22 protein-coding genes are annotated in these 22,074 nt (G+C 59.4%); 16 read left to right on the top strand and 6 right to left on the bottom strand.

Going from position 1 to position 22,074, the window contains the following annotated elements; genetic code table 11:
* Positions 1-61: 61 nt before the first annotated feature.
* From BN4575_RS05935 to serA, 3 genes are all read left to right on the top strand, one after another.
* Positions 62-658: a 5-formyltetrahydrofolate cyclo-ligase gene (locus BN4575_RS05935; RefSeq protein WP_005337635.1), complete on the top strand. Its 597-nt coding sequence runs from the start codon at positions 62-64 to the stop codon at positions 656-658.
* Positions 659-819: 161 nt separating this feature from the next.
* Positions 820-1,473, top strand: coding sequence for a ribose-5-phosphate isomerase RpiA (gene rpiA, locus BN4575_RS05940; RefSeq protein ID WP_068977512.1), 654 nt, complete (start codon positions 820-822; stop codon positions 1,471-1,473).
* Between the two features lie 207 nt (positions 1,474-1,680).
* Positions 1,681-2,913 (top strand): phosphoglycerate dehydrogenase, encoded by a 1,233-nt coding sequence (serA, locus tag BN4575_RS05945; protein ID WP_042018849.1) that lies wholly within the window; start codon positions 1,681-1,683, stop codon positions 2,911-2,913.
* Positions 2,914-3,128: 215 nt separating this feature from the next.
* On the opposite strand, the gene BN4575_RS05950 is transcribed toward serA, so the two are convergent.
* Positions 3,129-3,509, bottom strand: a complete 381-nt coding sequence (locus tag BN4575_RS05950) for a diacylglycerol kinase (RefSeq protein WP_068977513.1) — start codon at positions 3,507-3,509, stop codon at positions 3,129-3,131.
* Positions 3,510-3,653: 144 nt separating this feature from the next.
* Between BN4575_RS05950 and BN4575_RS05955 the strand changes: the two genes are divergently transcribed.
* Positions 3,654-4,718: a 3-deoxy-7-phosphoheptulonate synthase gene (locus BN4575_RS05955; protein WP_068977514.1), complete on the top strand. Its 1,065-nt coding sequence runs from the start codon at positions 3,654-3,656 to the stop codon at positions 4,716-4,718.
* Complete coding sequence (gene aac(6'), locus BN4575_RS05960; RefSeq protein WP_256028903.1) at positions 4,719-5,183, top strand: aminoglycoside 6'-N-acetyltransferase; 465 nt, start codon at positions 4,719-4,721, stop codon at positions 5,181-5,183.
* A gap of 22 nt (positions 5,184-5,205) precedes the next feature.
* Here the strand turns inward: aac(6') and BN4575_RS05965 are convergent, their stop codons facing one another.
* The 3 genes from BN4575_RS05965 to BN4575_RS05975 all read right to left on the bottom strand — a co-directional run bounded on the left by BN4575_RS05965 (position 5,206) and on the right by BN4575_RS05975 (position 7,895).
* Positions 5,206-6,000, bottom strand: coding sequence for an ATP-binding cassette domain-containing protein (locus BN4575_RS05965; protein WP_068977515.1), 795 nt, complete (start codon positions 5,998-6,000; stop codon positions 5,206-5,208).
* A gap of 53 nt (positions 6,001-6,053) precedes the next feature.
* A complete protein-coding gene (gene btuC, locus BN4575_RS05970) occupies positions 6,054-7,061 on the bottom strand; it encodes a vitamin B12 ABC transporter permease BtuC (protein ID WP_068977516.1) in 1,008 nt (335 codons plus the stop codon).
* Between the two features lie 102 nt (positions 7,062-7,163).
* Positions 7,164-7,895 carry a substrate-binding periplasmic protein gene (locus BN4575_RS05975; protein ID WP_068977517.1) on the bottom strand — a complete coding sequence of 244 codons (732 nt, stop codon included), beginning with the start codon at positions 7,893-7,895 and terminating at the stop codon, positions 7,164-7,166.
* A gap of 113 nt (positions 7,896-8,008) precedes the next feature.
* Between BN4575_RS05975 and BN4575_RS05980 the strand changes: the two genes are divergently transcribed.
* Positions 8,009-8,365, top strand: coding sequence for a DMT family protein (locus BN4575_RS05980; RefSeq protein WP_033137992.1), 357 nt, complete (start codon positions 8,009-8,011; stop codon positions 8,363-8,365).
* Positions 8,366-8,425: 60 nt separating this feature from the next.
* Positions 8,426-9,565 (top strand): type IVa pilus ATPase TapW, encoded by a 1,140-nt coding sequence (gene tapW / locus BN4575_RS05985; protein ID WP_068977518.1) that lies wholly within the window; start codon positions 8,426-8,428, stop codon positions 9,563-9,565.
* Positions 9,566-9,690: 125 nt separating this feature from the next.
* On the opposite strand, the gene BN4575_RS05990 is transcribed toward tapW, so the two are convergent.
* Complete coding sequence (locus BN4575_RS05990; RefSeq protein ID WP_068977519.1) at positions 9,691-10,140, bottom strand: methyltransferase family protein; 450 nt, start codon at positions 10,138-10,140, stop codon at positions 9,691-9,693.
* A 173-nt stretch (positions 10,141-10,313) separates the two neighbouring features.
* Here BN4575_RS05990 and alr point away from each other — a divergent pair, with 173 nt between their 5' ends.
* The 6 genes from alr (at position 10,314) to BN4575_RS06020 (ending at position 17,203) form a co-directional block, all read left to right on the top strand.
* Positions 10,314-11,540: an alanine racemase gene (alr, locus tag BN4575_RS05995; RefSeq protein ID WP_042018836.1), complete on the top strand. Its 1,227-nt coding sequence runs from the start codon at positions 10,314-10,316 to the stop codon at positions 11,538-11,540.
* A 522-nt stretch (positions 11,541-12,062) separates the two neighbouring features.
* A complete protein-coding gene (locus tag BN4575_RS06000; RefSeq protein WP_068977520.1) occupies positions 12,063-12,278 on the top strand; it encodes a YdcH family protein in 216 nt (71 codons plus the stop codon).
* A gap of 162 nt (positions 12,279-12,440) precedes the next feature.
* Positions 12,441-13,628 carry a sugar ABC transporter substrate-binding protein gene (locus BN4575_RS06005; RefSeq protein WP_068977521.1) on the top strand — a complete coding sequence of 396 codons (1,188 nt, stop codon included), beginning with the start codon at positions 12,441-12,443 and terminating at the stop codon, positions 13,626-13,628.
* Positions 13,625-15,763, top strand: coding sequence for a GGDEF domain-containing protein (locus BN4575_RS06010; protein ID WP_068977522.1), 2,139 nt, complete (start codon positions 13,625-13,627; stop codon positions 15,761-15,763). The genes BN4575_RS06005 and BN4575_RS06010 overlap by 4 nt, the downstream gene beginning before the upstream one ends.
* A 138-nt stretch (positions 15,764-15,901) precedes the next feature.
* Complete coding sequence (locus tag BN4575_RS06015) at positions 15,902-16,561, top strand: YceH family protein (RefSeq protein WP_068977523.1); 660 nt, start codon at positions 15,902-15,904, stop codon at positions 16,559-16,561.
* Positions 16,562-16,645: 84 nt separating this feature from the next.
* A complete protein-coding gene (locus tag BN4575_RS06020) occupies positions 16,646-17,203 on the top strand; it encodes a HutD family protein (RefSeq protein WP_068977597.1) in 558 nt (185 codons plus the stop codon).
* 117 nt (positions 17,204-17,320) lie between these two features.
* Here the strand turns inward: BN4575_RS06020 and azu are convergent, their stop codons facing one another.
* Complete coding sequence (azu, locus tag BN4575_RS06025; RefSeq protein ID WP_042018827.1) at positions 17,321-17,761, bottom strand: azurin; 441 nt, start codon at positions 17,759-17,761, stop codon at positions 17,321-17,323.
* A 335-nt stretch (positions 17,762-18,096) separates the two neighbouring features.
* On the opposite strand from azu, the gene BN4575_RS06030 reads away from it, so the two are divergent.
* From BN4575_RS06030 to BN4575_RS06040, 3 genes are all read left to right on the top strand, one after another.
* Entirely contained in the window at positions 18,097-19,149 is a 1,053-nt protein-coding gene (locus BN4575_RS06030) for an FAD:protein FMN transferase (protein WP_068977524.1), read from the top strand.
* Between the two features lie 175 nt (positions 19,150-19,324).
* On the top strand, positions 19,325-20,971 hold the full coding sequence (locus BN4575_RS06035; protein WP_068977525.1) for a tetratricopeptide repeat-containing response regulator: 1,647 nt from the start codon (positions 19,325-19,327) through the stop codon (positions 20,969-20,971).
* Between the two features lie 67 nt (positions 20,972-21,038).
* A complete protein-coding gene (locus BN4575_RS06040) occupies positions 21,039-22,001 on the top strand; it encodes an ion channel (protein ID WP_068977526.1) in 963 nt (320 codons plus the stop codon).
* The last annotated feature ends 73 nt before the right edge of the window (positions 22,002-22,074 follow it).

Here is a 22,074-nt window from a genome sequence, read left to right on the forward strand (position 1 = left end):
TGAATGTGCTAAGGTAGAGCGCGTTCAAGTCATCGATGCGCAGCTATACCAGAGGTTCCCCATGCATGAGTCCCAACCCGAACGTCAATCCCTGCGCCAACTAGTTCGTCAACGCCGCAAAAATCTGAGTCCGGCCGAGCAGCAAGCGGCGGCCCAACAGCTGCTGGCCCAGTTCAAGCAACACCCCGAGATCCTCGCCGCCAAACGCATTGCCCTCTATCTGGCCAATGACGGGGAGATCAACCCCTTGCCCACCATCCATTGGCTGTGGGCCCAGCACAAAGAGGTCTACCTGCCGGTGCTCCACCCCTTTACCCCGGGTCACCTGCTCTTTTTGCGCTATACCGCCACCAGCCCCATGGTACGCAACCGCTACGGCATCGAAGAGCCGGAGCTGGATATCCTGCAGGTGGTGCCCCACAGCACGCTCGATCTTATCTGCACCCCGCTGGTCGCCTTCGATGCCCAGGGCAATCGTCTTGGCATGGGGGGCGGCTACTATGATCGCACTCTCGCCATCTGGCATGAGCACAAGCTGGGGCCCAAGCCGCTCGGCATTGCCCACGACTGCCAGCAGGTGGATGCGGTCCCGCAAGAGGAGTGGGATGTGCCGCTGCCCCAGATCATCACCCCGAGCCACTGCTGGCGCTTTGAATAGGCTGTTTTTGGCAGGCAGCCCCTGCTTTGTGCGCGCAAACGCAGAATAAACAGGCAAACGATTTACAAAGTCCCTCTTTTTGCCCCGGAACGTGAGCAACAAGGTCGCGACGGGGTACCGGGTTGGATATAATGCGCCCGCTTTTTTCTTAAGGAACGATCATGACTCAAGATGAAATGAAGAAGGCGGCCGGTTGGGCTGCGCTCAAGTATGTGGTTCCCGGCACCATCGTCGGGGTGGGCACCGGCTCTACCGTCAACCACTTTATCGACGCGCTGGCGACCATGAAGGACGAGATCAAGGGGGCGGTATCAAGCTCCGTAGCCTCCACCGAGCGCCTCAAGGGCTTCGGCATCACAGTGTATGATCTCAACGACATCGACGCCCTCTCCGTCTATGTGGATGGCGCCGACGAGATCAACGGCACCCGCGACATGATCAAGGGCGGCGGCGCTGCCCTGACCCGCGAGAAGATTGTCGCCGCCGTGGCCGACAAGTTCATCTGCATCATCGACAACACCAAAACCGTTGAGGTGATGGGCCAGTTCCCACTGCCGGTAGAAGTGATCCCGATGGCCCGCGAATACGTGACCCGCGAGATCCGCAAACTGGGCGGCAACCCGGTCTGGCGTGAAGGTGTGGTCACCGACAACGGCAACATCATCCTGGATGTGAAGGATATGGCCATTACCGATGCCAAAGGGCTGGAAGTACAGCTCAATGCCATCGTTGGTGTGGTCACCAACGGCCTGTTCGCTGATCGCGGCGCAGACGTGGTGGTGATCGGCACCCCGGATGGCGTGGTTATCCAGTAATTACCCTCCGACTGAAACACGGCGCCTGATGGCGCCGTTTTTATTTACCCCTCAACAAGTTGCAAACGAATGTTTACAACAATCGTTGATAACTTCAAAGAATTTGACTTTCGTCACAAATATTCCCTCTCCCGAACGTTTTTGCTACTTTACGGTTTTCTTCGCACACCAAATCTGCACTTACGCTTCACACATAGAGGGATCGTCATGACTGCCACGTTTTCGTTGGACAAGGATAAAATCAAGGTGCTGCTGCTGGAGGGGGTTCATCCCAATACCGTAGAGACCCTCCGCGGCGCAGGTTACACCAGTGTGGAGTATCTCAAGACCTCACTCTCTGAGGAGGAGCTGATCGAGCAGGTTCGCGACGTCCATTTCATCGGGCTGCGCTCCCGCACCCAGATCACCGAAAAGGTGCTGGATGCCGCCAACAAGCTGGTCGCCATCGGCTGCTTCTGCATCGGCACCAATCAGGTTGAGCTGGAAGCGGCCCAGATCCGCGGAATTCCGGTCTTCAACGCCCCCTTCTCCAACACCCGTTCGGTGGCCGAGCTGGTACTGGGTGAGATCCTGCTGCTGCTGCGCGGCATCCCCGAGAAGAACGCCAAGTGCCATCGCGGCGTGTGGGAAAAACTGGCCAACCGCTCGGTGGAAGCCCGTGGCAAGAAGCTCGGCATCATCGGCTACGGCCACATCGGTACCCAGCTTGGCATCATCGCCGAGAGCATCGGCATGAAGGTTTATTACTACGACATCGAGAACAAGCTCTCGCTGGGTAACGCCATCCAGGTGCCGAGCATGGTCGAGCTGCTCAATATGTCCGACGTCATCAGTCTGCACGTACCGGAGACCGCCTCCACCAAAGATATGATCGGCGCTGAACAATTGCGGATGATGAAACCGGGCGCCATCTTGATCAACGCCGCCCGCGGTACCGTGGTGGATATCGATGCGCTGGCTGACATGATCAAGAGTGGTCATATTTCCGGTGCCGCCATCGACGTCTTCCCCATCGAGCCCAAGTCCAACGACGAGGAGTTCCAAAGCCCGCTGCGTGGGTTGGAGAACGTGATCCTGACCCCACACATTGGTGGTACCACCCATGAAGCGCAGGAGAACATCGGGCTGGAAGTGGCCAACAAGCTGATCAAATACTCCGACAACGGCTCCACCCTCTCCGCCGTCAACTTCCCGGAAGTGTCGCTGCCGGGCCACAAGGGCTCCAGCCGCCTGCTGCACATTCACCGCAACCAGCCGGGGGTAATGAACCAGATCAACCAGATCTTCGCCGAAGAGGGGATCAACATCGCCGGTCAATACCTGCAGACCAGCAGCCATATCGGTTATGTGGTGATCGACGTGGAGACCGAGCACAGCGAGAAGGCGCTCGCCAAGCTCAAGGAGATCAACGGCACCATCCGTGCCCGCATCCTCCACTGATAAACCCGTTTATCTATGCAGCAAAAAGCCCGTCGTGATGACGGGCTTTTTATGGTACTGAGCTCAACGCACCTCCGCGTCTTTGCTCCTTTGCCCCTTTGCCCCCTTCTCCCCTTGCGGGAGAAGGGCTGGGGATGAGGGGGGGAAGATATCTCCCTCACCCTGCCCTCTCCCAAAGGGAGAGGGCAAATACGCGAGAGAAAACCATATCTGACTTACCACCAGCCCAACAGATTGCGGCCAACCAGTGCCCCCCATACCAGCCCATTGATGGCCAGTGCGATAAACACCGCGGCAGAGCCGAGATCCTTGGCGCGGCCGGAGAGCTCGTGATGCTCGGCGCCGATGCGGTCGACCACCGCCTCGATGGCAGAGTTGAGGATCTCGACGATCACCACCAGCCAGCTGATCACAACCAGCAGCAGGATCTGGTTGAGAGAGTCGCCAACCCAGAAGGCCAACGGCATCAGCAACAGGATCAGCATCAGCTCCTGGCGAAACGCCGCCTCGTTGATCCAGGCTGACTTGAGCCCCTTCATGCTGTAACCGGTTGCGTTGATGATGCGGGTGACCCCGGTTGCCCCTGGCTTTGCCACGCTATCTACCTCATTTGGAATCGATTTTGGCCTCACATCCTATCAGAGCCCCCCAAGGTTTCAATCAGGGGACTTTTGCTTTATTTTATCTCTTTGCTTTTTCGCCCCTTGCGGCTGACACCACCCACTCGAGACTTGAGTTGTATGTCCATTCACACAGATGAATTGCGCACCCGTCGCCTGGAGTCACTGATCACTCCGAGCGAGCTCGCACACGCGTTTCCGATCACCGATACCACTGCCCAGAATCTGCTGGATGCCCGTCGCGAAGTGGAAGCCATTCTGGCCGGAGACGATCAGCGCCTGCTGGTCATCGTCGGCCCCTGCTCCATCCATGATCCCGTCGCCGCCCACGAATATGCCCGTCGCCTCAATGTCCTGCGCGAGCAGTATAAAGAGAGCCTCTGCATCGTGATGCGCACCTACTTCGAGAAGCCGCGCACCATCGTCGGCTGGAAGGGGCTGATCAACGATCCCCGCCTCGATGGCAGCTTCGACGTCAACGAAGGGCTGAAACTGGCGCGCAAACTGCTGGTCGACATCAACGAGATCGGCATGCCCACCGCCACCGAGTTCCTCGATATGGTGACCGGCCAGTACATTAGCGATCTCATCACCTGGGGCGCCATCGGCGCGCGCACCACCGAATCCCAGGTGCACCGCGAGATGGCTTCGGCTCTCTCCTGCCCAGTCGGCTTCAAGAACGGCACCGACGGCAACACCCGCATCGCCATCGATGCGGTGCGCGCCGCCCGCCACAGCCACATCTTCTATTCGCCGGACAAAGACGGCAAGATGACCATCTACCGCACCGCCGGTAACCCCTTTGGTCATGTGATCCTGCGTGGCGGCCACCGCCCCAACTACGACACCGCCAGCGTCGACGAAGCGTGCGAAACACTGGCCGATGTGGGCCTGCCGGAGCGTCTGGTGGTCGATTTCAGCCATGGCAACAGCATGAAGGATCACCGCCGTCAGCTGCTGGTGGCGCAAGATATCTGCGATCAGCTGCGTCGCGGCCGCACCGGTATCGCTGGCATCATGGCCGAGAGCTTCCTGGTGGAAGGGCGTCAGGATGTGGAGAACGGCTGCGCCGCCACCTTTGGCCAGAGCATCACCGATGCCTGCCTGTCGTGGAACGACACCGAAACCCTGCTGGCGATGCTGGCCGAAGCAGCACAGGTGCGCCTTCACAAGCTGCAGGCCTGAATGCTTATGACGAACGTCGGCTGGCGAATAGTACCTCTCGACGAGACACTGCTGGCGCAGTGGGCAACCCTGCGCCAGCAGCTATGGCCGCACCACGCACTCTCGGCCCATCTGCAGGAAGGGGCCGATATGTTGGCCGATGCACATCTCAACGCCTTTCTGGCGCTGGATGAGCAGAGCAAGGCGGTGGGCTTTGCCGATGCAGCCCTGCGCCACGATTACGTGAATGGCTGCAACAGCAGCCCTGTGGTCTATCTGGAAGGAGTCTATGTGCAACCGGCCTCGCGCCAGCGCGGGTTGGCCCAAGCCTTGATCACTCAGGTGGCGCAGTGGGGCCGCGAGCTGGGTTGCCGCGAACTGGCCTCCGATGCCGCCATCGACAATCTTGCCTCGCAGCAGATGCACCAGCGACTCGGCTTTGCCGAAACGGAGCGAGTCGTATTCTTCAAAAAGGCCCTCGGCTGACGCCAAGGGCCTTTCTTGTTTCTCACAGGCTCGGCATAAACCAGACCCGACCCGCTGCTTCGATGCGGTCGGTGCGGATCTGGAACACCTGCTCCAGCAGCGCCTCATCCACCAGCTCGACGCCCCCTTCGCGCACCACCGCCCCCTGTTGCAGGCAGAGGATGCGGTCGGCCCAGTCGATGGCCAGATTGATATCGTGGATGGCGAGCACCACCAGCAAGCCCTGACCGGCCAGTTTTTTCAGCAACCGCAGCAGCGCCAGCTGATGATGCAGGTCGAGCCCCGCCAGCGGCTCATCCAGCAGCAGCACCTTGCCGGTCGGATTGAGGCTCGGCCACACCTGCAACAGGGTGCGAGCAATCAGCACCCGCTGCTGCTCGCCCCCCGACAATCGGCTGAAATCCCGAGCCAACAAAGCCTCCAGCTCCAGTGCCTCGCACAGCGCCCTGATCGCCTCGTTCTGTCTGGCAGGCGCAACCCCTTGATCAAGACCCAGGCTCAGTACCTGAAACACCGGAATATGAAACAGCTGGGGCTGGCGCTGGGGCAGCATGGCGCGCCGTTTGGCAAGCTCTGGCCAACTCAGGTCAGTGAGCACTTCCCCCCCCAGCAGCACGTTGCCCTCGGCGGGCAAAATCCCCGCCAACGCACCGAGCAGGCTCGACTTGCCACTGCCATTGGGGCCGAGCAGCGCCACCAGCTGGCCGCCATGCCAGCGGATATCGAGGGGGGAGAGCCGCCCTGCAATGGCGAGCGCGCGCGCCTCCAGCAGCGGCGCAGTTGCACGAGCAACAGAGATGGGATCAGCGGGCGACATCGGCATCTTGCCTCAACAACGGGTAAATAAGGAGACTGCGCGCCCCGACCAAATCATGCAGAACCATCAGCAGTTTGCCTCAATAGCAGGTAGATAAAGAGCGGCGCCCCCACCGAGGCGGTGATGACACCGATAGGCAACTCACCGGCGCTGAGTGCCGAGCGCGCTAGCAGATCAGCGGCCAGCAGCAGGGCACCGCCGCCGAGCGCCGAGGCAGGCAGCAGGAAGCGCTGATCGCTGCCACCGCATAGCCGCAGCAGATGGGGCACCACCAACCCGACAAAACCGATGACGCCGCACAACGACACCGCCACACCAGTCAGCAGGCAGACCGCCAGCACCAACCGCACCCGCATCCTGTCTACATCCATTCCCATCAGGCGGGCCTGGGTCTCCCCCAGCAGCAACTGTTGCAGCGCCTTGCCCTGCCAGCAGAGCCAGCCCAGAGTGAGCGGCAGCACCAGCCACCACCAGCCGAACTGCTGGCTGCCGTAAGAGAGGCTGCCCATCATCCAGAACATGAATTCACGCAAGGAACCGTCATCGGCAAAGTACATCAGCCAGGTCATGGCGGCATTGGTGAGAATACCGATGGCCACGCCAAACAGCAGCAAGCGGGCATGGCCGAGGCGTGCGCGGCGAGCCAACCGAATGAGCAGCATGGTTACCAGCAGCGCGCCACCGAAGGCCGCCAGCGACAGCCCCCAGCCAGGCAGATAGAGGCCGAGGGATTTGGCCACCGCCATCGCCACCATGGCGGCCAGTCCTGCTCCGCTCGAGGCGCCAAGCAGCCCGGGCTCCGCCACCGGGTTGTGCAGCATCACCTGCAACACAGCGCCGCCACAGGCCAGTGCCGCGCCAGCCAAAAGGGCCAGCAGGGCCCGCGGCAGGCGCAGCTCCAGCAGGATGCGTTGTTCGAGATCGCCAAGGGGCTGCCAGGGCAGCAGCACAAACTCCCCCCAGACGAGGGAGAAGAGAAACAGCAGCAGAGTCAGCAACGTCAGGCCACAGAGCCAGCGCCGCTGCCAGCGCTGCTGGCGGGCGATAAGGGAGAGGTACAAGGATGATCCCCGACAATAACTAGGCTCCATCCCCGGCCCGATCGCGGGGCAAAGAGGGGGAAGCAGGAAAAGGGCATGATAACAGTGGCTTGCCACCCGAGGTCAAGGTTGGTAACGCTTGGCCATCACGGTTATCTCGCCGCTGGCCACCAGATTTTGCAGCGCCACCAGCAAGGGCTGGCGCATAGACTGGTGAGGTGAGTGCTTGCTCATCCCCAGATAGAGGGTCACCGGCGTGGCGGGGCGATAGTCCGCCTTGCCTATTCGGTTGGTATTTCCCTGACTCAGGGCATAGTCCACCTGACAGTCGGTGCCGATCATCAGCGGCAAGTGACCGCGCTGCACCATGCGCAGCAGCTGATCTTCGGTGGGTACCCCGTGTTTGTCTAGACGACCATCAGAGTTGAAGGGCTCAAAGTAGACGGAGTTAAGCACATAGCCCACCTTCACCCCCTGCAGATCGCGGTATTGGTGGATCCGGGCCACATTGACCGGCTGACCATAAAACGCCGGCCAGCACTGGTAGTAGGCAGGCTGCAGATAGTCGATGAACTGCGCCCGCTCGGCGGTATAGGCCAGCCCAATCATCAAATCGACCTGACCGGTCTGCATCTGCTTGAGCGCCCTGCCCCACGGCATCCGCCGCACCTGCAGCTCAATGCCGCTCACCTGTTGCAACCGGCGCAAGATGTCCATATCGAGCCCCTGCAACCGGCCATCCGCTTGCAGGATGCGAAATGGCGGCCACAGATCGGTGGCCACCGTCAGCGTCGGGGTCGCACGCACCGGCATGGCAAATAACAGTAACAACACTATCCCGCTTAACTTGCCCATCCCGTCGCATACCTCGCACGGCCTGATCCTGTTGGTTAAAAATACCCTTCCGCACCACGTATGAAAACCCGTGGTTCAGGGATAAAATGCGCCGGATTTTCAAGGAGAACCCTATGAACCCGATTTTCGCCAGTATCGGTCTGCTGCTGTGCAGCAACGTTTTTATGACCTTCGCCTGGTACGCTCACCTCAAGAGCATGAATCACAAACCCTGGATCATCGCCGCCCTGGTGAGCTGGGGCATAGCGCTGTTCGAATACCTGTTGCAGGTGCCTGCCAACCGCATCGGCCACACCGTGCTCTCCGTTGGCCAGCTCAAGATCCTGCAGGAGGTGATCACCCTCACCGTGTTCGTCCCCTTCTCTATCTTCTATCTCAAGGAAGATCTGAAATGGGACTATCTCTGGGCAGGGCTCTGCATTCTCGGTGCGGTCTTTTTTGTCTTTCGCGAGAAACTCACCGGCGCCTGACGCTGTACACTCAATGACATTCGATGTAATTGCATCTGCTTGATAGACGAGGCAAAACCAATGGAATTGCGAGACATGCTACAGATCCTGGCCCAGCAAGATGGCTCGGACCTTTATCTCTCAACCGGAGCCCCTCCCTGCGCCAAATTCCACGGCGGCATGCGGCCTCTGAACGACACGCCACTGGCGCCCGGCGACGTGGCCAGGATCGCCGCCGAGATCATGGATGGCGAGCAGAAACAACAGTTCGAGAAAGATCTGGAGATGAACCTTGCCATCTCCCTGCCCCAGATCGGCCGTTTCCGGATCAATATCTTCAAGCAGCGCAACGAAGTGTCGCTGGTGGCGCGCAACATCAAGACCGAAATCCCCCGCTTCGAGGATCTGAAACTGCCCCCCGTGCTGCTCGACACCATCATGGAGAAGCGCGGCCTGGTGCTGTTCGTTGGCGGTACCGGCTCGGGCAAATCCACCTCGCTCGCGGCCCTCATCGACCATCGCAACCGCAACAGCGGCGGCCACATCATCACCATCGAAGATCCGGTGGAGTTCGTGCATCGCCACCGCAAGAGCATCATCAACCAGCGCGAGGTGGGGGTGGATACCCGCAGCTTCCACGCCGCCCTGAAAAACACTCTGCGTCAGGCACCCGACGTCATCCTCATCGGTGAAATTCGCGACCGCGAGACCATGGAACATGCGCTGGCCTTCTCCGAGACCGGCCACCTGGCGATCTCCACCCTGCACGCCAACAACGCCAACCAGGCGCTGGACCGCATCATCAACTTCTTCCCGGAAGAGCGCCGGCCCCAACTGCTCAACGACCTTGGCAACAACCTCAAGGCGTTCGTCTCCCAGCGGCTGGTTAAGACTACTGATGGCGGTCGCCGGGCGGCAGTGGAGATCATGCTGGGCACCCACACCATTCGCGACATGATCAAACGTGGCGAGTTTGGCGGCCTCAAGGAGGTGATGGAGAAATCCAAGGCCCTCGGCATGGTCACCTTCGACAGCGCCCTGTTCGATCTGGTGGTAGAAGGTGTGATCGACGAGGAGGAGGCAGTAAAGAACGCAGACTCGGCCAACAACCTGCGCCTCAAGATCAAGCTGTGGAAGGAGAAGGGCCAGATCGCCAGCAGCAGCGATGCCACCGGCTGGAGCCTCGAACCCACCAAGGACGAGAAAAACGATCACTTCTAGTGCCAGCCGGCTCCCCGAACCTTAATCGGATCGGGGGGCTATCGCTTTTCTCGAGACACATTCCTACCGCTCAACTCCCTATCAACTACCGATCAACCACAGCTCAACTACCGACCAACTACCCCTCAACACCAGCGGCGAACGCGCAGGCAGTAGCGAGCATACTCGTCGCCAAAGCGGGCGCGCAGCAACCGCTCCTCCGGCATGATCTGAAAACGGGTCAGCCAGGCCACCAGCATGATAGGCCCAAGCCCAACCCAGATGCCTCCCAGATAACAACCCCAGGCCAGCAACCAGCAGAGCAGCCCCAGATACATGGGATTACGGCTGAGACGATAGACGCCACAGGTCACCAGATGGCTGGTGTGCTGGGGCTTGGTGGGGCTGACCGTGGTCTGGTGGTGGCGAAACCGTTGCAGGGCACCAAATCCCATGATGGCTCCTGCCACAAAAAGCACGGCCATCAGTGCCATGACCCATACTCCGGGTTGCCCCTCTCCCCTTAACCACCACATGGTTCCTGCACAGAGCAGGAAGATCAGTGGTGGAGGCAAACGTAACTCAAGATTGACCATTTTCTTCCCCTGACGAGTGTCGGCTGATGCCTTGTTGCGGTAGACTCGCAATCGGTCAGCGCCTGTTTAAAGTGACAAAGATCATAATAATAACAACAGGTTGTGGTGAAACCACAGCCAATATTGACGCTCTCATCCACACTATCCAACGCGAACAACAAAAAGGAATCACCATGCATAAGAAAACGCTATTGGCTACCCTGATCTTCGGCCTGCTCGCGGGCCAAGCCATTGCGGCTCCCTACCTGCCCCTTGCGACGGATCATCGCAACGGTCAGGAGCAGACCGCCAGCAACGCCTGGTTGGAAGTGGATCTGGGTGCCTTTGAACACAATATCCAGACCCTCAAGGATCGCCTCGGCGACAAGGGCCCGCAGATCTGCGCCATCATGAAGGCCGACGCCTATGGTCATGGCATCGACCTGCTGGTCCCCTCCGTGGTCAAAGCCAATATCCCCTGCATCGGCATCGCCAGCAACGAAGAGGCGCGCGTCGCCCGCGAGAAGGGCTTTACCGGTCGTCTGATGCGGGTGCGTGCCGCCACGCCGGATGAGGTGGAGCAGGCCCTGCCATACAAGATGGAAGAGTTGATCGGCAGTCTGGTGAGTGCCCAGGGCATCGCCGACATAGCCCTGCGCCACCACACCACCATTCCGGTGCATGTCGCCCTCAACTCCGCCGGTATGAGCCGTAACGGCATCGACCTGCGGCTGGCCGATGCCAAACAGGATGCGCTGGCCATGCTCAAGCTCAAGGGGATCACCCCGGTCGGTATCATGACCCACTTCCCGGTGGAGGAGAAAGAGGACGTCAAGATGGGGCTGGCCCAGTTCAAACTGGACTCCCAGTGGTTGCTGGAAGCGGGCAAGCTGGATCGCAGCAAGATCACCATCCACGCCGCCAACTCCTTCGCCACCCTGGCAGTACCGGACGCCTACTTCGACATGGTCCGCCCGGGCGGCCTGCTCTACGGCGACTCCATCCCCTCCTACACCGAATACAAACGGGTGATGGCATTCAAGACCCAGGTCGCCTCGGTCAACCACTATGCGGCGGGCAACACCGTCGGTTATGACCGCACCTTTACCCTCAAGCGTGATTCCTGGCTCGCCAACCTGCCGCTGGGCTACTCCGACGGCTATCGCCGAGCCCTGAGCAACAAGGCCTATGTACTGATCCAGGGTCAGAAGATGCCGGTGGTCGGCAAGACCTCCATGAACACCATCATGGTTGATGTAACTGATCTCAAAGGGGTGAAACCCGGCGACGAGGTGGTGCTGTTTGGCCGTCAGGGTGAGGCCGAGGTGAAACAGGCCGATCTGGAGGAGTACAACGGCGCCCTGCTGGCGGACATGTACACCATCTGGGGCTACACCAACCCCAAGAAGATCAAACGCTGATAACGCGATATGAGCAAGGGCTCCCACGGGCCTGTCTCTTATACAAAAATCCCCGAGCATCGCTTGGGGATTTTTTTGAACTGTGTTCCCTTCCGTGATCTGAACCTGTCAGCGCCCCATCAAGGCTCTAACATGCCCCTCACTCAACCTGCTCAATGGCCTCAGGCCCTGTTCGACCCCACCCTTGCTCACCAACCAGAGCCGCAGTCACGCCCTGCTAGCGCACTATCTTGGGCATCCATAGATGTGATCAAGAGACAGCCGACGGGCCCTTTTGTTGATCATGCGCCCTCACGCCGGAGCATCCCTTGTGGTGACTTGCCGCACACTTTCCGCACACTTTGGCTCGTCTTTCAGATTGATAAATCAATTATCTTGTTTTGATTCAAAAGGTTAAAAAAATCCCCCCAAATACTTCAAATGATTACCCCTAAATCCGATCGTGATCACATTTATCCCGGTCACTAAGGGGTAGCTTGGTGTTACAGGCACAGACAAGCGTAACCAAGGAGGTTCCATTACATGTTCCCGGAGTACAGAGATCTCATCTCTAAACTGAAGAGCAGTGATGTCCATTTCCAGAAAAAGTTTGACTTGCATAACGACCTGGATGAGGAGATTAAGAAACTGGAAAAGCACCACGCCAGCGACTTTAGCTCTGAGGTGAAGGATCTGAAAAAACAGAAACTTAAACTGAAAGAGGAGATATACGACATCCTCAAACAACATCCACACTAGATGCCTCGAAGATTACCCGGATAAGCAATTTATCCCCCAGCCCGGCTCAAGAGCCGGGCTTTTTGTTATTCCTGTCAATTAGTTGACCCACAGCGCTATCGACAGCGTCCGTTGTTTGTTACATTTTTGCCTTGGGATGCAATCAATAAGGGCGATGATAATATGCGTAAAAAACAGCCATTTTATCATCTGTTGCTGCTTTGCCTGCTCTCTTGCTGCCACTCTCTGCGAGCGCAGGAGCTGGAGTTATGGCATTCCCAGCAAGCCGGTTATGTCATTGATCAGGTGATAGCCCGCTTCAATCAGGAGAGCGGCCACCGGGTCCGGGCACTCCAGTTCGAGCCAGACAAGATCAAGGCAGATATTCTGCTGGCGGCCCAGGCCAAAGGGTTGCCCGATCTGATGCTGGTCCCTTCCGATTTTATCGGCCTCTATCAGCAGATGCGGCTATCGCCCATCCCTGATGAGTGGTTCTCATCCGAACTGATGAACAATGCTCTGCACTATGTCACTCTCGATGCCCGGCGCTGGGGTATGCCCATGATGCAGGGCAACCATCTGATGCTGTTTTACAACAAGGCGCTGGTATCAGCCCCAGTGACCCGGTGGCAGCAACTGGCCGCCATCACACCGGCTCTCAAGGCCAAAGGGGTCTACCCCGTCAGTTGGCCATATAACGACATGTACTATTTCGCCGCATTTTTGCACACCTTTGGTGGTACACCGGTCAGCAAGGGGCGCATCACCCTCGATACCCCGGCCATGGTGCAAGCGCTGGAGGCCTACCGCACGGTTTCCAGCGAGCAATGGATCGACCCCGACTGCGACTATGACACCGCCCTCACCCGTTTTAATGAAGGTAAGAGCGCCTACCTCATCAACGGGGACTGGGCCTTCAATGATCTGGTGAAAAACATGGGGGATCAGCTGGGAGTTGCCCTGCTGCCCAACTGGCAAACCCGTCCCATGCACTCCATGAGTGGTGCTTATGTGATAACCGCCTCCCGCAAAGCGATGGAGGAGAAGGATCGACGGGATGCCATCCAGGCACTGTTGGCCTTTATCCAACGCCAGGATATCCAGCAGTTCATCTATCAACAGGGGTCATTGCTACCGGTCAATCAGCAGGCCTTTACCACCATTAGCCGCCACCCTACCCCGCTGACAAAAGTGCTGCTGGAACAGTTCACTGTCACCATTCCCATGCCCTCTGACAGCGCCATGTCGATTGCCTGGCAGGCGATGGACAAGGGATTCGAGCGTTTCAAGGAGGGGCTCGGCGCCCCCGAAACTGCCCGCTATATGCAACAACTGGCAGATCAACAATACCGGCAGGTCACGTCACCATGAATCGCCGCACCTTTCGTCTGGGCCCAGCCCTCATCATCATCCTGTTTACCGTTGCGTTGCTACCCGCCCTGCTGGCCAGCACGGTACTGCTAATCCGCCAGCACCAGATCATTGCCCAGAGTGAACAGTCACAACTGGAGCGCGCCCTCACCAGCATGACCCGCGAGGCGCGCTTTCGCAGCGAGCTGACCGGCACCCAGATCAACCAGCTCAGCCAGGATCGGGTGCTCCATCAGGCCCTCGACAACTTCCTCTTCTCCAGCCATGCCCGGCTGGCTTTGGCCACCTTCATCAAGTCCAACAGCCTGCTGACCTCGGCCTATCTGATCAATGACCAGGGACAGGTGGTGGAGTACATCCATGGTCAGGCATCTCACCTCGAAGCGAGCAACCTGATGCCGCAGCTGATGGCCTGGAGCAAGACCCGCGAGGCCAAACAGGGCAAGCATCTGCTGCTGCCCGTTGATGATCCCGTGCTGGTCGGCAACATGGAGCAGGAGCACAGCGGTGGGCTGGCGCTGGTGGCCCCCATCTATCGCAACCACCAGCGCGCTGGCGTAATGCAGACACCCTCTGGCTTCGTGATGGCTATCCTCCCCTGGCGACAGATGGCCCACCTGCTGGAGCCCTATCTCAAAGGAAGCGAGTATCTGGTGATTTCGCAGGGAGCGTCTCGTCTCTACCAAGGCATCCACCATGGTGACAAGGCGTTGGATGACCGGGCACCGAGCCAGATGGCGCAGCCCCTGGTCATCAGCTGGCCCCAGCTGGAGAAGGATCTCACCCCCACCATCACCCTTTACAGCTATAACGCCGACAGGGTCAGCGAACTCAACAAATCCCAACAACTGCTGACCGGCAGCATCGCCGTCATGTTGTTACTGGTGGTCATCAGCTGTGTCTGGCTCACTCGCTGGTTGACCAGACCACTGCGCTCGCTGGCTGAGCTGGTACGCAGTTATGGCAAGGGCAACTATCAGCAACGGCAGGCGCCGCTGCGCTTTGTCGAGTATGACGAGGTGCGACAACTGCTGCAGGAGATGGCCTACACCATCTCGGCTCAGGTGCGAGCACTCTATCAGCAGAATCAACAACTGCAGCTCGCCAATAGCGAGAAGGAGACCTTCAACCAGCGACTGGTCGGATTCAACGACGAGCTGGAGCAAGAGGTCGCCGCGCAGACCACAGCGCTGCGCTTGGCCCTGAGCCGGGAAGCGCGTAGTCGCCATATCCTGCAATCCTGGCTGCAGTTTGGTCTGCACCAGCAGCTGGATTTGGATATCGCCGAGCTGGCCAGCTCAGCCCTGCTGCAGATCTCCGAACTCTATCCCGGGCACAGCTGGGGACTGGTGATCCGCCAAGACGGGCAAGAGTGCTACGCCCTGACCCAGGGGGTTGATATCGCCATGCGCGGAATATTTCAGGAAAAACTGGCCCAGCTGATGGATGAGGATGCCAAATATTCCGAATGTTTGTGGCAGCAGGAGCGTTGGAAGATCATGACCCTGCCAGGCAGTCAGAGTGGTGTCAGATTTGGCTATCTGATGGTCAGTGCAGAGGGACTGGAAACCGAAGACAGAGCTATCCTGCGGCTATTTGTCAAACAGCTGGCGGTGGGCATAGAGGGACGCCTCTTCACCGATGAACTGGCGCGGGTCGCTCGCACCGACAACCTCACCGGGCTGCCCAACCGGCAAGCATTCGAAGAGACATTTCAGCACTATCAGGCGGTGCTGGCACGCCATCCCGAGCGCCATCTTGCCCTCTTTATGCTCGATCTCAACGGCCTCAAGCGTACCAATGATCAATATGGTCACGAAGCCGGCGATGCCCTGTTGAATCATATGGCTCAACAGCTGCGTACCCTCTGCCGTCAGGATGAGCAGATCTTCCGGATCGGCGGCGATGAGTTCGTGTTGCTGGCGGAGGCAGATCATCTCGCCTGTCAGCAGTTGGCAGCCCGACTGGAGGCGAGCCAGCAGAGCACCACTGTACAGCATGGGGAGCACAGCTTTCCGCTGCGCTTTGCCATCGGCTGGAGCAGCAGCGACCAGACCCCGTTGACCGAACTCAGCAGGGTGGCAGACGAAGCCATGTATGCCGATAAAGCACGCTTCTACCACGGCCAGCCGTGACGTGCACCGGCACAGTGGGTGGCGAGCCTTTCGCCAACGCCCTGATTACCTCGCAAAAATGGCGCGCAACGCTAGACGTAGCGCGGACCATGGCTAAGATAGGGGCTCTTGAAATCGCGATGTGATAGGGAGTAGGAAATGGAGTTAGTACTTGGCCCGCTGGAGGCCCGTGTCATCGGCTGCCTGATTGAAAAAGAGATCTGCACCCCGGATCAATATCCCCTCTCCCTCAATGCGCTGGTGAACGCCTGCAACCAGAAGAGCAACCGCGAGCCGGTGCTGGAGCTCTCCGAACTCGATATCCGCGCCGTCATAGACGAGCTGATCCGCAAGCGACTGGTGGTCAACACCGCCGGTTTCAACGCCCGGGTGCCCCGCTACCAGCACAGATTCTGCAACACCGAATTTGGCGAGCTCAAGTTCAGCACTCAGGAACTCGGCATCGTCTGCGAGCTGCTGCTGCGCGGCCCGCAGACCCCGGGTGAACTGCGCTCGCGCACCAACCGCCTCTGCAGCTTCGATGATGTCACCGAGGTGGATGCCACACTTGCCCAGCTCATTGAACAGGGCCCCTTCGTGGTCAAGCTACCGCGCGAGCCGGGCAAGCGGGAATCCCGCTACGCCCACCTGTTTAGCGGCGAAGTGGATATTCAGGCGATGATGGATGCGGCACCCGCGGCGGCATATGCCTCCCCTGCCGCCGACCGCCTGAGCGAGCTGGAGCAGGAGGTGAGCGAGCTCAAGAGCCGCCTCGCCGCCATGGAAGCGCGGCTGGCTGCACTGGATGGTCAGGGCTGATCGCCTTTACCATCGCCAATCTCTATCAGGGAGCCGGGGCTGATGTCCCCGGCTCCCTGCGTTTTTCATCGTGAGGAAGTGCCCGTGATCACCCTGATTAAAGAGGCTGACCACCAGAAGATGCCCTGGAAAAACCAGCAGGGCACCACCAGCCAGATCCTCATCTCCCCCAAGGGGACGAGCCTTGCCAAACTCGACTTTGACTATCGACTGAGCTCGGCCCCCATCAAGAGTGCGGGCCCCTTCTCCCCCTTTCCCGGTTATCAGCGCATTCTGCTGCCGGTGAGCGGGGCGGGATTTGTGCTCAACGGCCACCCTTACGCCACCTTCGAGGCGGCGCACTTTAGCGGCGATGAGGAGACCCACTGCGAGTTGCTGAAAAAAGAGGTGACCGATCTGGGGCTTATCTACCATCCGGATCGCATCAGTGCCAACGTGCGGGTGCTGAACCTCCCCTTCCCGCTGACCCTTACCCTCGAGCCAGACAAAACCTACCTCTGCCACCTGCTGAGCGGCCAGTTGACCGTGCAGGGCAAAGAGGTGGCCATCAACGAGACGCTGGTGGTGACCGGGGAGGAGAGCATTCACTTCGAATGCCAGAAGAAGACTGCCATCGCCTTCTTTACCCTGCAGGCCAAATAGCGCTGGCGTCGGCTCGCAGCCATACCACCCCACGCCAAACGCAAGCAACAGAGATGAAAAAGCCGGGCAATCCCGGCTTTTGCTATTCAGGCAACCGGCTCGATGCCGGTAACCGCCTTAGTTGACCTTGAAGGAGCCCTTCATCATGGCGAAGTGGCCGGGGAAGGAGCAGAAGAAGGTGAGATCCTTGCCCGCCAGACCGTCGGTCTTGAAGGTAACGCTGCTGCTCTCGCCGCCGCCGATCAGCTTGGTGTGAGCCAGCACACGGGGATCATCCTTGGGCAGATAGCCGTTCTCGGCACCGGCGCTCATCCCCGCAGTCGCCACTGTCTGATAGTCGGCAGTGCTGGCCAGCACCCAGTTGTGGCCCATGGCAGCAGCCGGCAACTTGCCGGTGTGGTTCAGGGTGACCGTCACCTCTTTACAGGTAGCAGGAACGCTCATCTCTTTGAGGTTGTACTGCATGGCATCATTGCCTTCGATGACCAGTGCACACTCATCCGCCAGCACGGGGGCAGCCAGGGTACTCAGAAACAGCAGGGTAATCGCCTTTTTCATCATCTTCTCCTTTGATTGGCAATGGATGGCAACGACTTGGCGGATGCGGTTAGCGCTTCGCAAAGATGCCGTCTAAATCGACCTTCATTTTACTCAATTGTCTTCAATCGGCTATGGCTTTTGGCCAAAGCTGCGGGCTAGGTCACCAGACGGTGCTGTACTCGCCAATGTCTCCCTCACGGATGGACCATACGACCCACTACAGCCACAGGTTCAAAACTGTTTAATTTTTTCTGCCCTTTTCCCTCCGATTGCTTCCATCAGGGCTCGCCCGGCGGGCGCCCCTTGGCTAAGCTGGCAACCCGATATGAACCTTCTCCAGATGAGAGTGCCGGATGATTGCGATGCCCACCGTGGCGGCCCTGCGTGGCCTGCTGCTGACCCTGCTGCTGACCCTGCTGTTGGCGCTGGCTGGCTGCCAACCCACCCCGCCTGCCCAGACCCGTATTCAGGGCAAGACCATGGGCACCTACTATGTGGTGACCCTGAGCGATAGCTACCCCGGTGGGGAGCCCTCCCTCAAAAGCGACGTAGAGAGCCTGCTGGCCCGGATGAACAAGGAGATCTCCACCTACGATCCGGGCTCGCTCATCTCCCGTTTCAATCAGGGGCCAGCCAACACCCCGTTTGTCATCCCGCCCGCCATGGCCATCATAGTCCAGCAGGGCATTGATGCCGGTCGGCTAACCGACGGCAAGCTGGATGTGACCGTGGGGCCACTGGTCAATCTGTGGGGCTTTGGCCCGGACAAACGCCCGGTCAAGCGGCCCGATGAGGCGGCCATCGCTGCCGCCCGCCACAAGGTGGGCATCGACAAGCTGACCCTTACCCCGCAGGGGGATCACTTCCTGCTAGAGAAAGCGATCCCGGATCTCTATCTCGACCTCTCTACCCTAGGTGAAGGGGCTGCCTCCGACGAGATTGCCGCCCTGCTCGAGCACAAGGGGGTACACAACTACCTGATCGAAGTGGCCGGTGCGGTGCGCAGCAAGGGCAACAACAGCAAGGGCTCGCCGTGGAAAGTAGCCATCGTCGAACCCTCCGATCAGCCGGGGGCGTTTTCCGATATCGTCATCCCCAACGGCATGGCGCTCAGCACCGCGGGCAGCTATCGCAACTACTACGAGATGGATGGCCAGCGCTACTCCCATATCATCGACCCCGCCACCGGCCAGCCGGTCACCCACAAGCTGGTCTCGGCGAGCGTCATCACCCCGACCGCGCTGGAGGCCGACGCCCTCGATACCGCCCTGATGGTGATGGGGCCCGAAGCGGGGATGGCATTTGCCAAACAGCACAAGCTGGCGGTCTATCTCATCATCAAAACCGAACAGGGATTCAAAGCCGAGTACACGCCCCAATTCGCCCCCTATTTGGCGAAAAACTGACAGAGAGGCGGGCAGAAAAAAGCGCGTGAACAGAGGGCTCCGTCAGCGGAGCCTTCTCTTTGGATGCGCCGGAACATGAGGTGTCGTATGCAATCAGCTACTTGGCTAATTGCCTCTGCGGGCGCTTTGGTGGCACACTTTCTCCCATCCGCCCGCAGCGCCTCGACCCAGACAGATGCAGACACCTGAACAAGAGCCAGAAAAAAAGAGCCCAGCCAAGCCCCAACGCATTCTGATGGTCAATGAGCAGCGCTCGTTTCAGGTGATGATGAAGGCGATGCTGATCAATCTGGGTATCAGCAACATCACCTACTCCAATACTGCCGAGGACGCGCGACGCCGCTGCCAGAAGGGCAGTTTCGACATCTATCTCATCGATTACGATCTGGGGATCGGCGAAAATGGCCGCCAACTGCTGGAAAGCCTGCGCGACAAGAGCCTGATCCCGCCCCAGAGCGTGGTGATCATGGTGAGCGGCGACAGCTCTCGCGCCATGGTGCTGAGCGCGCTGGAGGCCGAACCCGACGAATACCTGATGAAGCCCTTTTCTCAAGAGCAGTTCTCGTTTCGCCTCAAACGCGCCCTCGCCCGGCACAACGCCCTGGCCACGGTTTTTACTGCACTGGCCGAGAACAATCTGCCTGCCCTGATCGCCGCCTGCGCCGAGCGGGCCGATGCAGTGCCCCGTTTTGCAAACTACTGCCGCTGCGTGCAGGCCGATACCCACCTCAAGCTGGATCAGGCGCAGGAGGCGCGCTCTTTGATGCGCCAGTTGCTGGCCGGGCAGGAGAACAGCTGGGCCCGCCTGACACTGGGCAAGGCGTGCAACACTCTGGGGCTCCATGAAGAGGCGGTCAGCCACCTGCAGGCAACCCTCAAAAATACCCCGCTGATGGTGGAAGCTCACCGCTGGCTGGCGGAATCTCTGCTGGCCCTTGGCAATGACGAGCAGGCGCAGCAGGAGCTCAGGCGGGCAGTGGATATCTCCCCCCAGTCGGTACAACTTTCCCGCCGTCTGGCGGAAGTGTGCCTTCAGCGCCACGACTACGCCCAGGCTAAAGATGTACTGCTTTCGCTGATCGATTTGTCGCGCAACTCCATCCACCGCACCCCCCACTATCTGGGGGCCTATATCCAGACCCTGACCCTCTATGCCCTCAACAGCAACGACAGCTATCACATTGCCAACCTGCAAAAACAGGTCAACTCGGCCCTGTCACGGATCCGCGATTCGCTGATGATGTCGGAGTTCAACTACCCGGTGTTCGAACAGATCTGTCAGGCACGGGTACAGATTGCACTGGGAGAGCTGCTCAAGGGCAAGAAGATGCTCTATCGCGCCAACCAGAACTGGCTCGATGAACCGGCCACCATGCCCCCCGCCCTGCTCGGCGAAACCATCCTCGCCCTCTATCAACTCGGCGAGTTCGAATATGCCGAAAGCCTGCAGAGCCTGCTGGCGGAGGATGAAGATCGGTTGCTCACTACCTGCATTCAGGCGACCCGGGATGACAAGACGGTGCTGGAGCGCCGCCAGCGCTATCAACAGCTCAACGAGCTGGGGATCAAGGCCTATCAGGCCGGCGAGCTGGAACAGGCCCTCGGCCACTTCCGCGAGGCCCTGCGCCGCGCCCCCGCCAATACCGGCGCGGCCCTCAACAAGATCCAGGTGTTACTGCAACTGATGCAGAAAAACCGCAAGAGCCCGGAGTTTGGCGCCGAGTGCAAAGACACCCTGGACGTGCTCGACGGCATCCCCCTCAACCCGGCCCAGCAAGAGCGTTTTCGCAAGCTGCGGCAGGAGTTTACCCAGCTCAGCTAAGTCGCCACCACGCCCTCTTTATCCCCGCCTATGCTGAAACCAGTTCGGCAATCCGAGGGAAACGAAGATGGCGATGTGTCGTTATCTGGTGGCCGATGGCCGCCACTGCAGTGAAGAAGCCGGTGAGCACGATCTCTGCCACTGGCATGATCCCCACAGACCCCATCAGGAAGCTCACACCGCCGAGGCGCTTGAACAGTACGTTCGCGCAGGCGGACTCTGCCACGGCCTGCAGCTGTCACGGGCCAATCTGGCGGGTCTCAATCTGGTCAACAAGGAGTCCGATCAGGGATTTTTGCTGGAGCAGTGCAACCTCTATCGCGCCAACCTGCGTGGTGGTCACCTCTACGGCCTGCGCATGAAGGGCGGCAGCCTGATGAAGGCCGATCTCAGTGATGCCAACCTCCAGTGCGCCACCCTCGATGACGTCAACCTGCTCGGCATCCGCTGGCACAACACCCGGCTCGACAACATGCAGACCGGCAAACGGGTGATGCAGGATCGCAAGGGGCGCCGCGAACGGGATCCCAAACAGGCGCGCATCTGGTTCAAGGAGGCGGAAGAGACCTACCGGGATCTGCGCAAAGCCTCCGAGGCACAGGGGATCTTCACCATGTCCGGCAACTATATCCAGCAGGAGCTCACCATGCGCCGCCTGCAACTGCCGTTCTGGTCGACCCAGCGTTTTACCTCCTGGGTGGTCGATCTCTTCTGCGGCTATGGCGAGGCCCCGATGCGGGTGGTGCTCTTCTCGTTGCTGCTCATCTTTATCTGCAGCATTTTTTACTTCTTCTGCGGACTGCATTTTCAGGGCGAGCACCTCATCTACCAACCCGGTGCCCCGCTCGAGCAAAATGCCATCTTCCTGCTCGAATGCCTCTACTACAGCGTGGTCACCTTCACCACATTGGGGTACGGCGACTTCACTCCGGTCGGCCTCTCCAGGATCTTCGCCGCCTTCGAAGCCTTCACCGGCAGCTTCACGCTGGCGCTGTTTGTGGTAGTTTTCGTCAAGAAGATGACCCGCTAAGTCAAAGGGTGCATTGCCGATACACATGCCGGTTGGGTCGGCGCTATTTCAGCGCTGGCCCTTGTGCCCCGAG

It is taken from the genome of Aeromonas sp. EERV15, assembly GCF_900079845.1.
In the GTDB taxonomy this organism is placed as follows: domain Bacteria; phylum Pseudomonadota; class Gammaproteobacteria; order Enterobacterales; family Aeromonadaceae; genus Aeromonas; species Aeromonas sobria.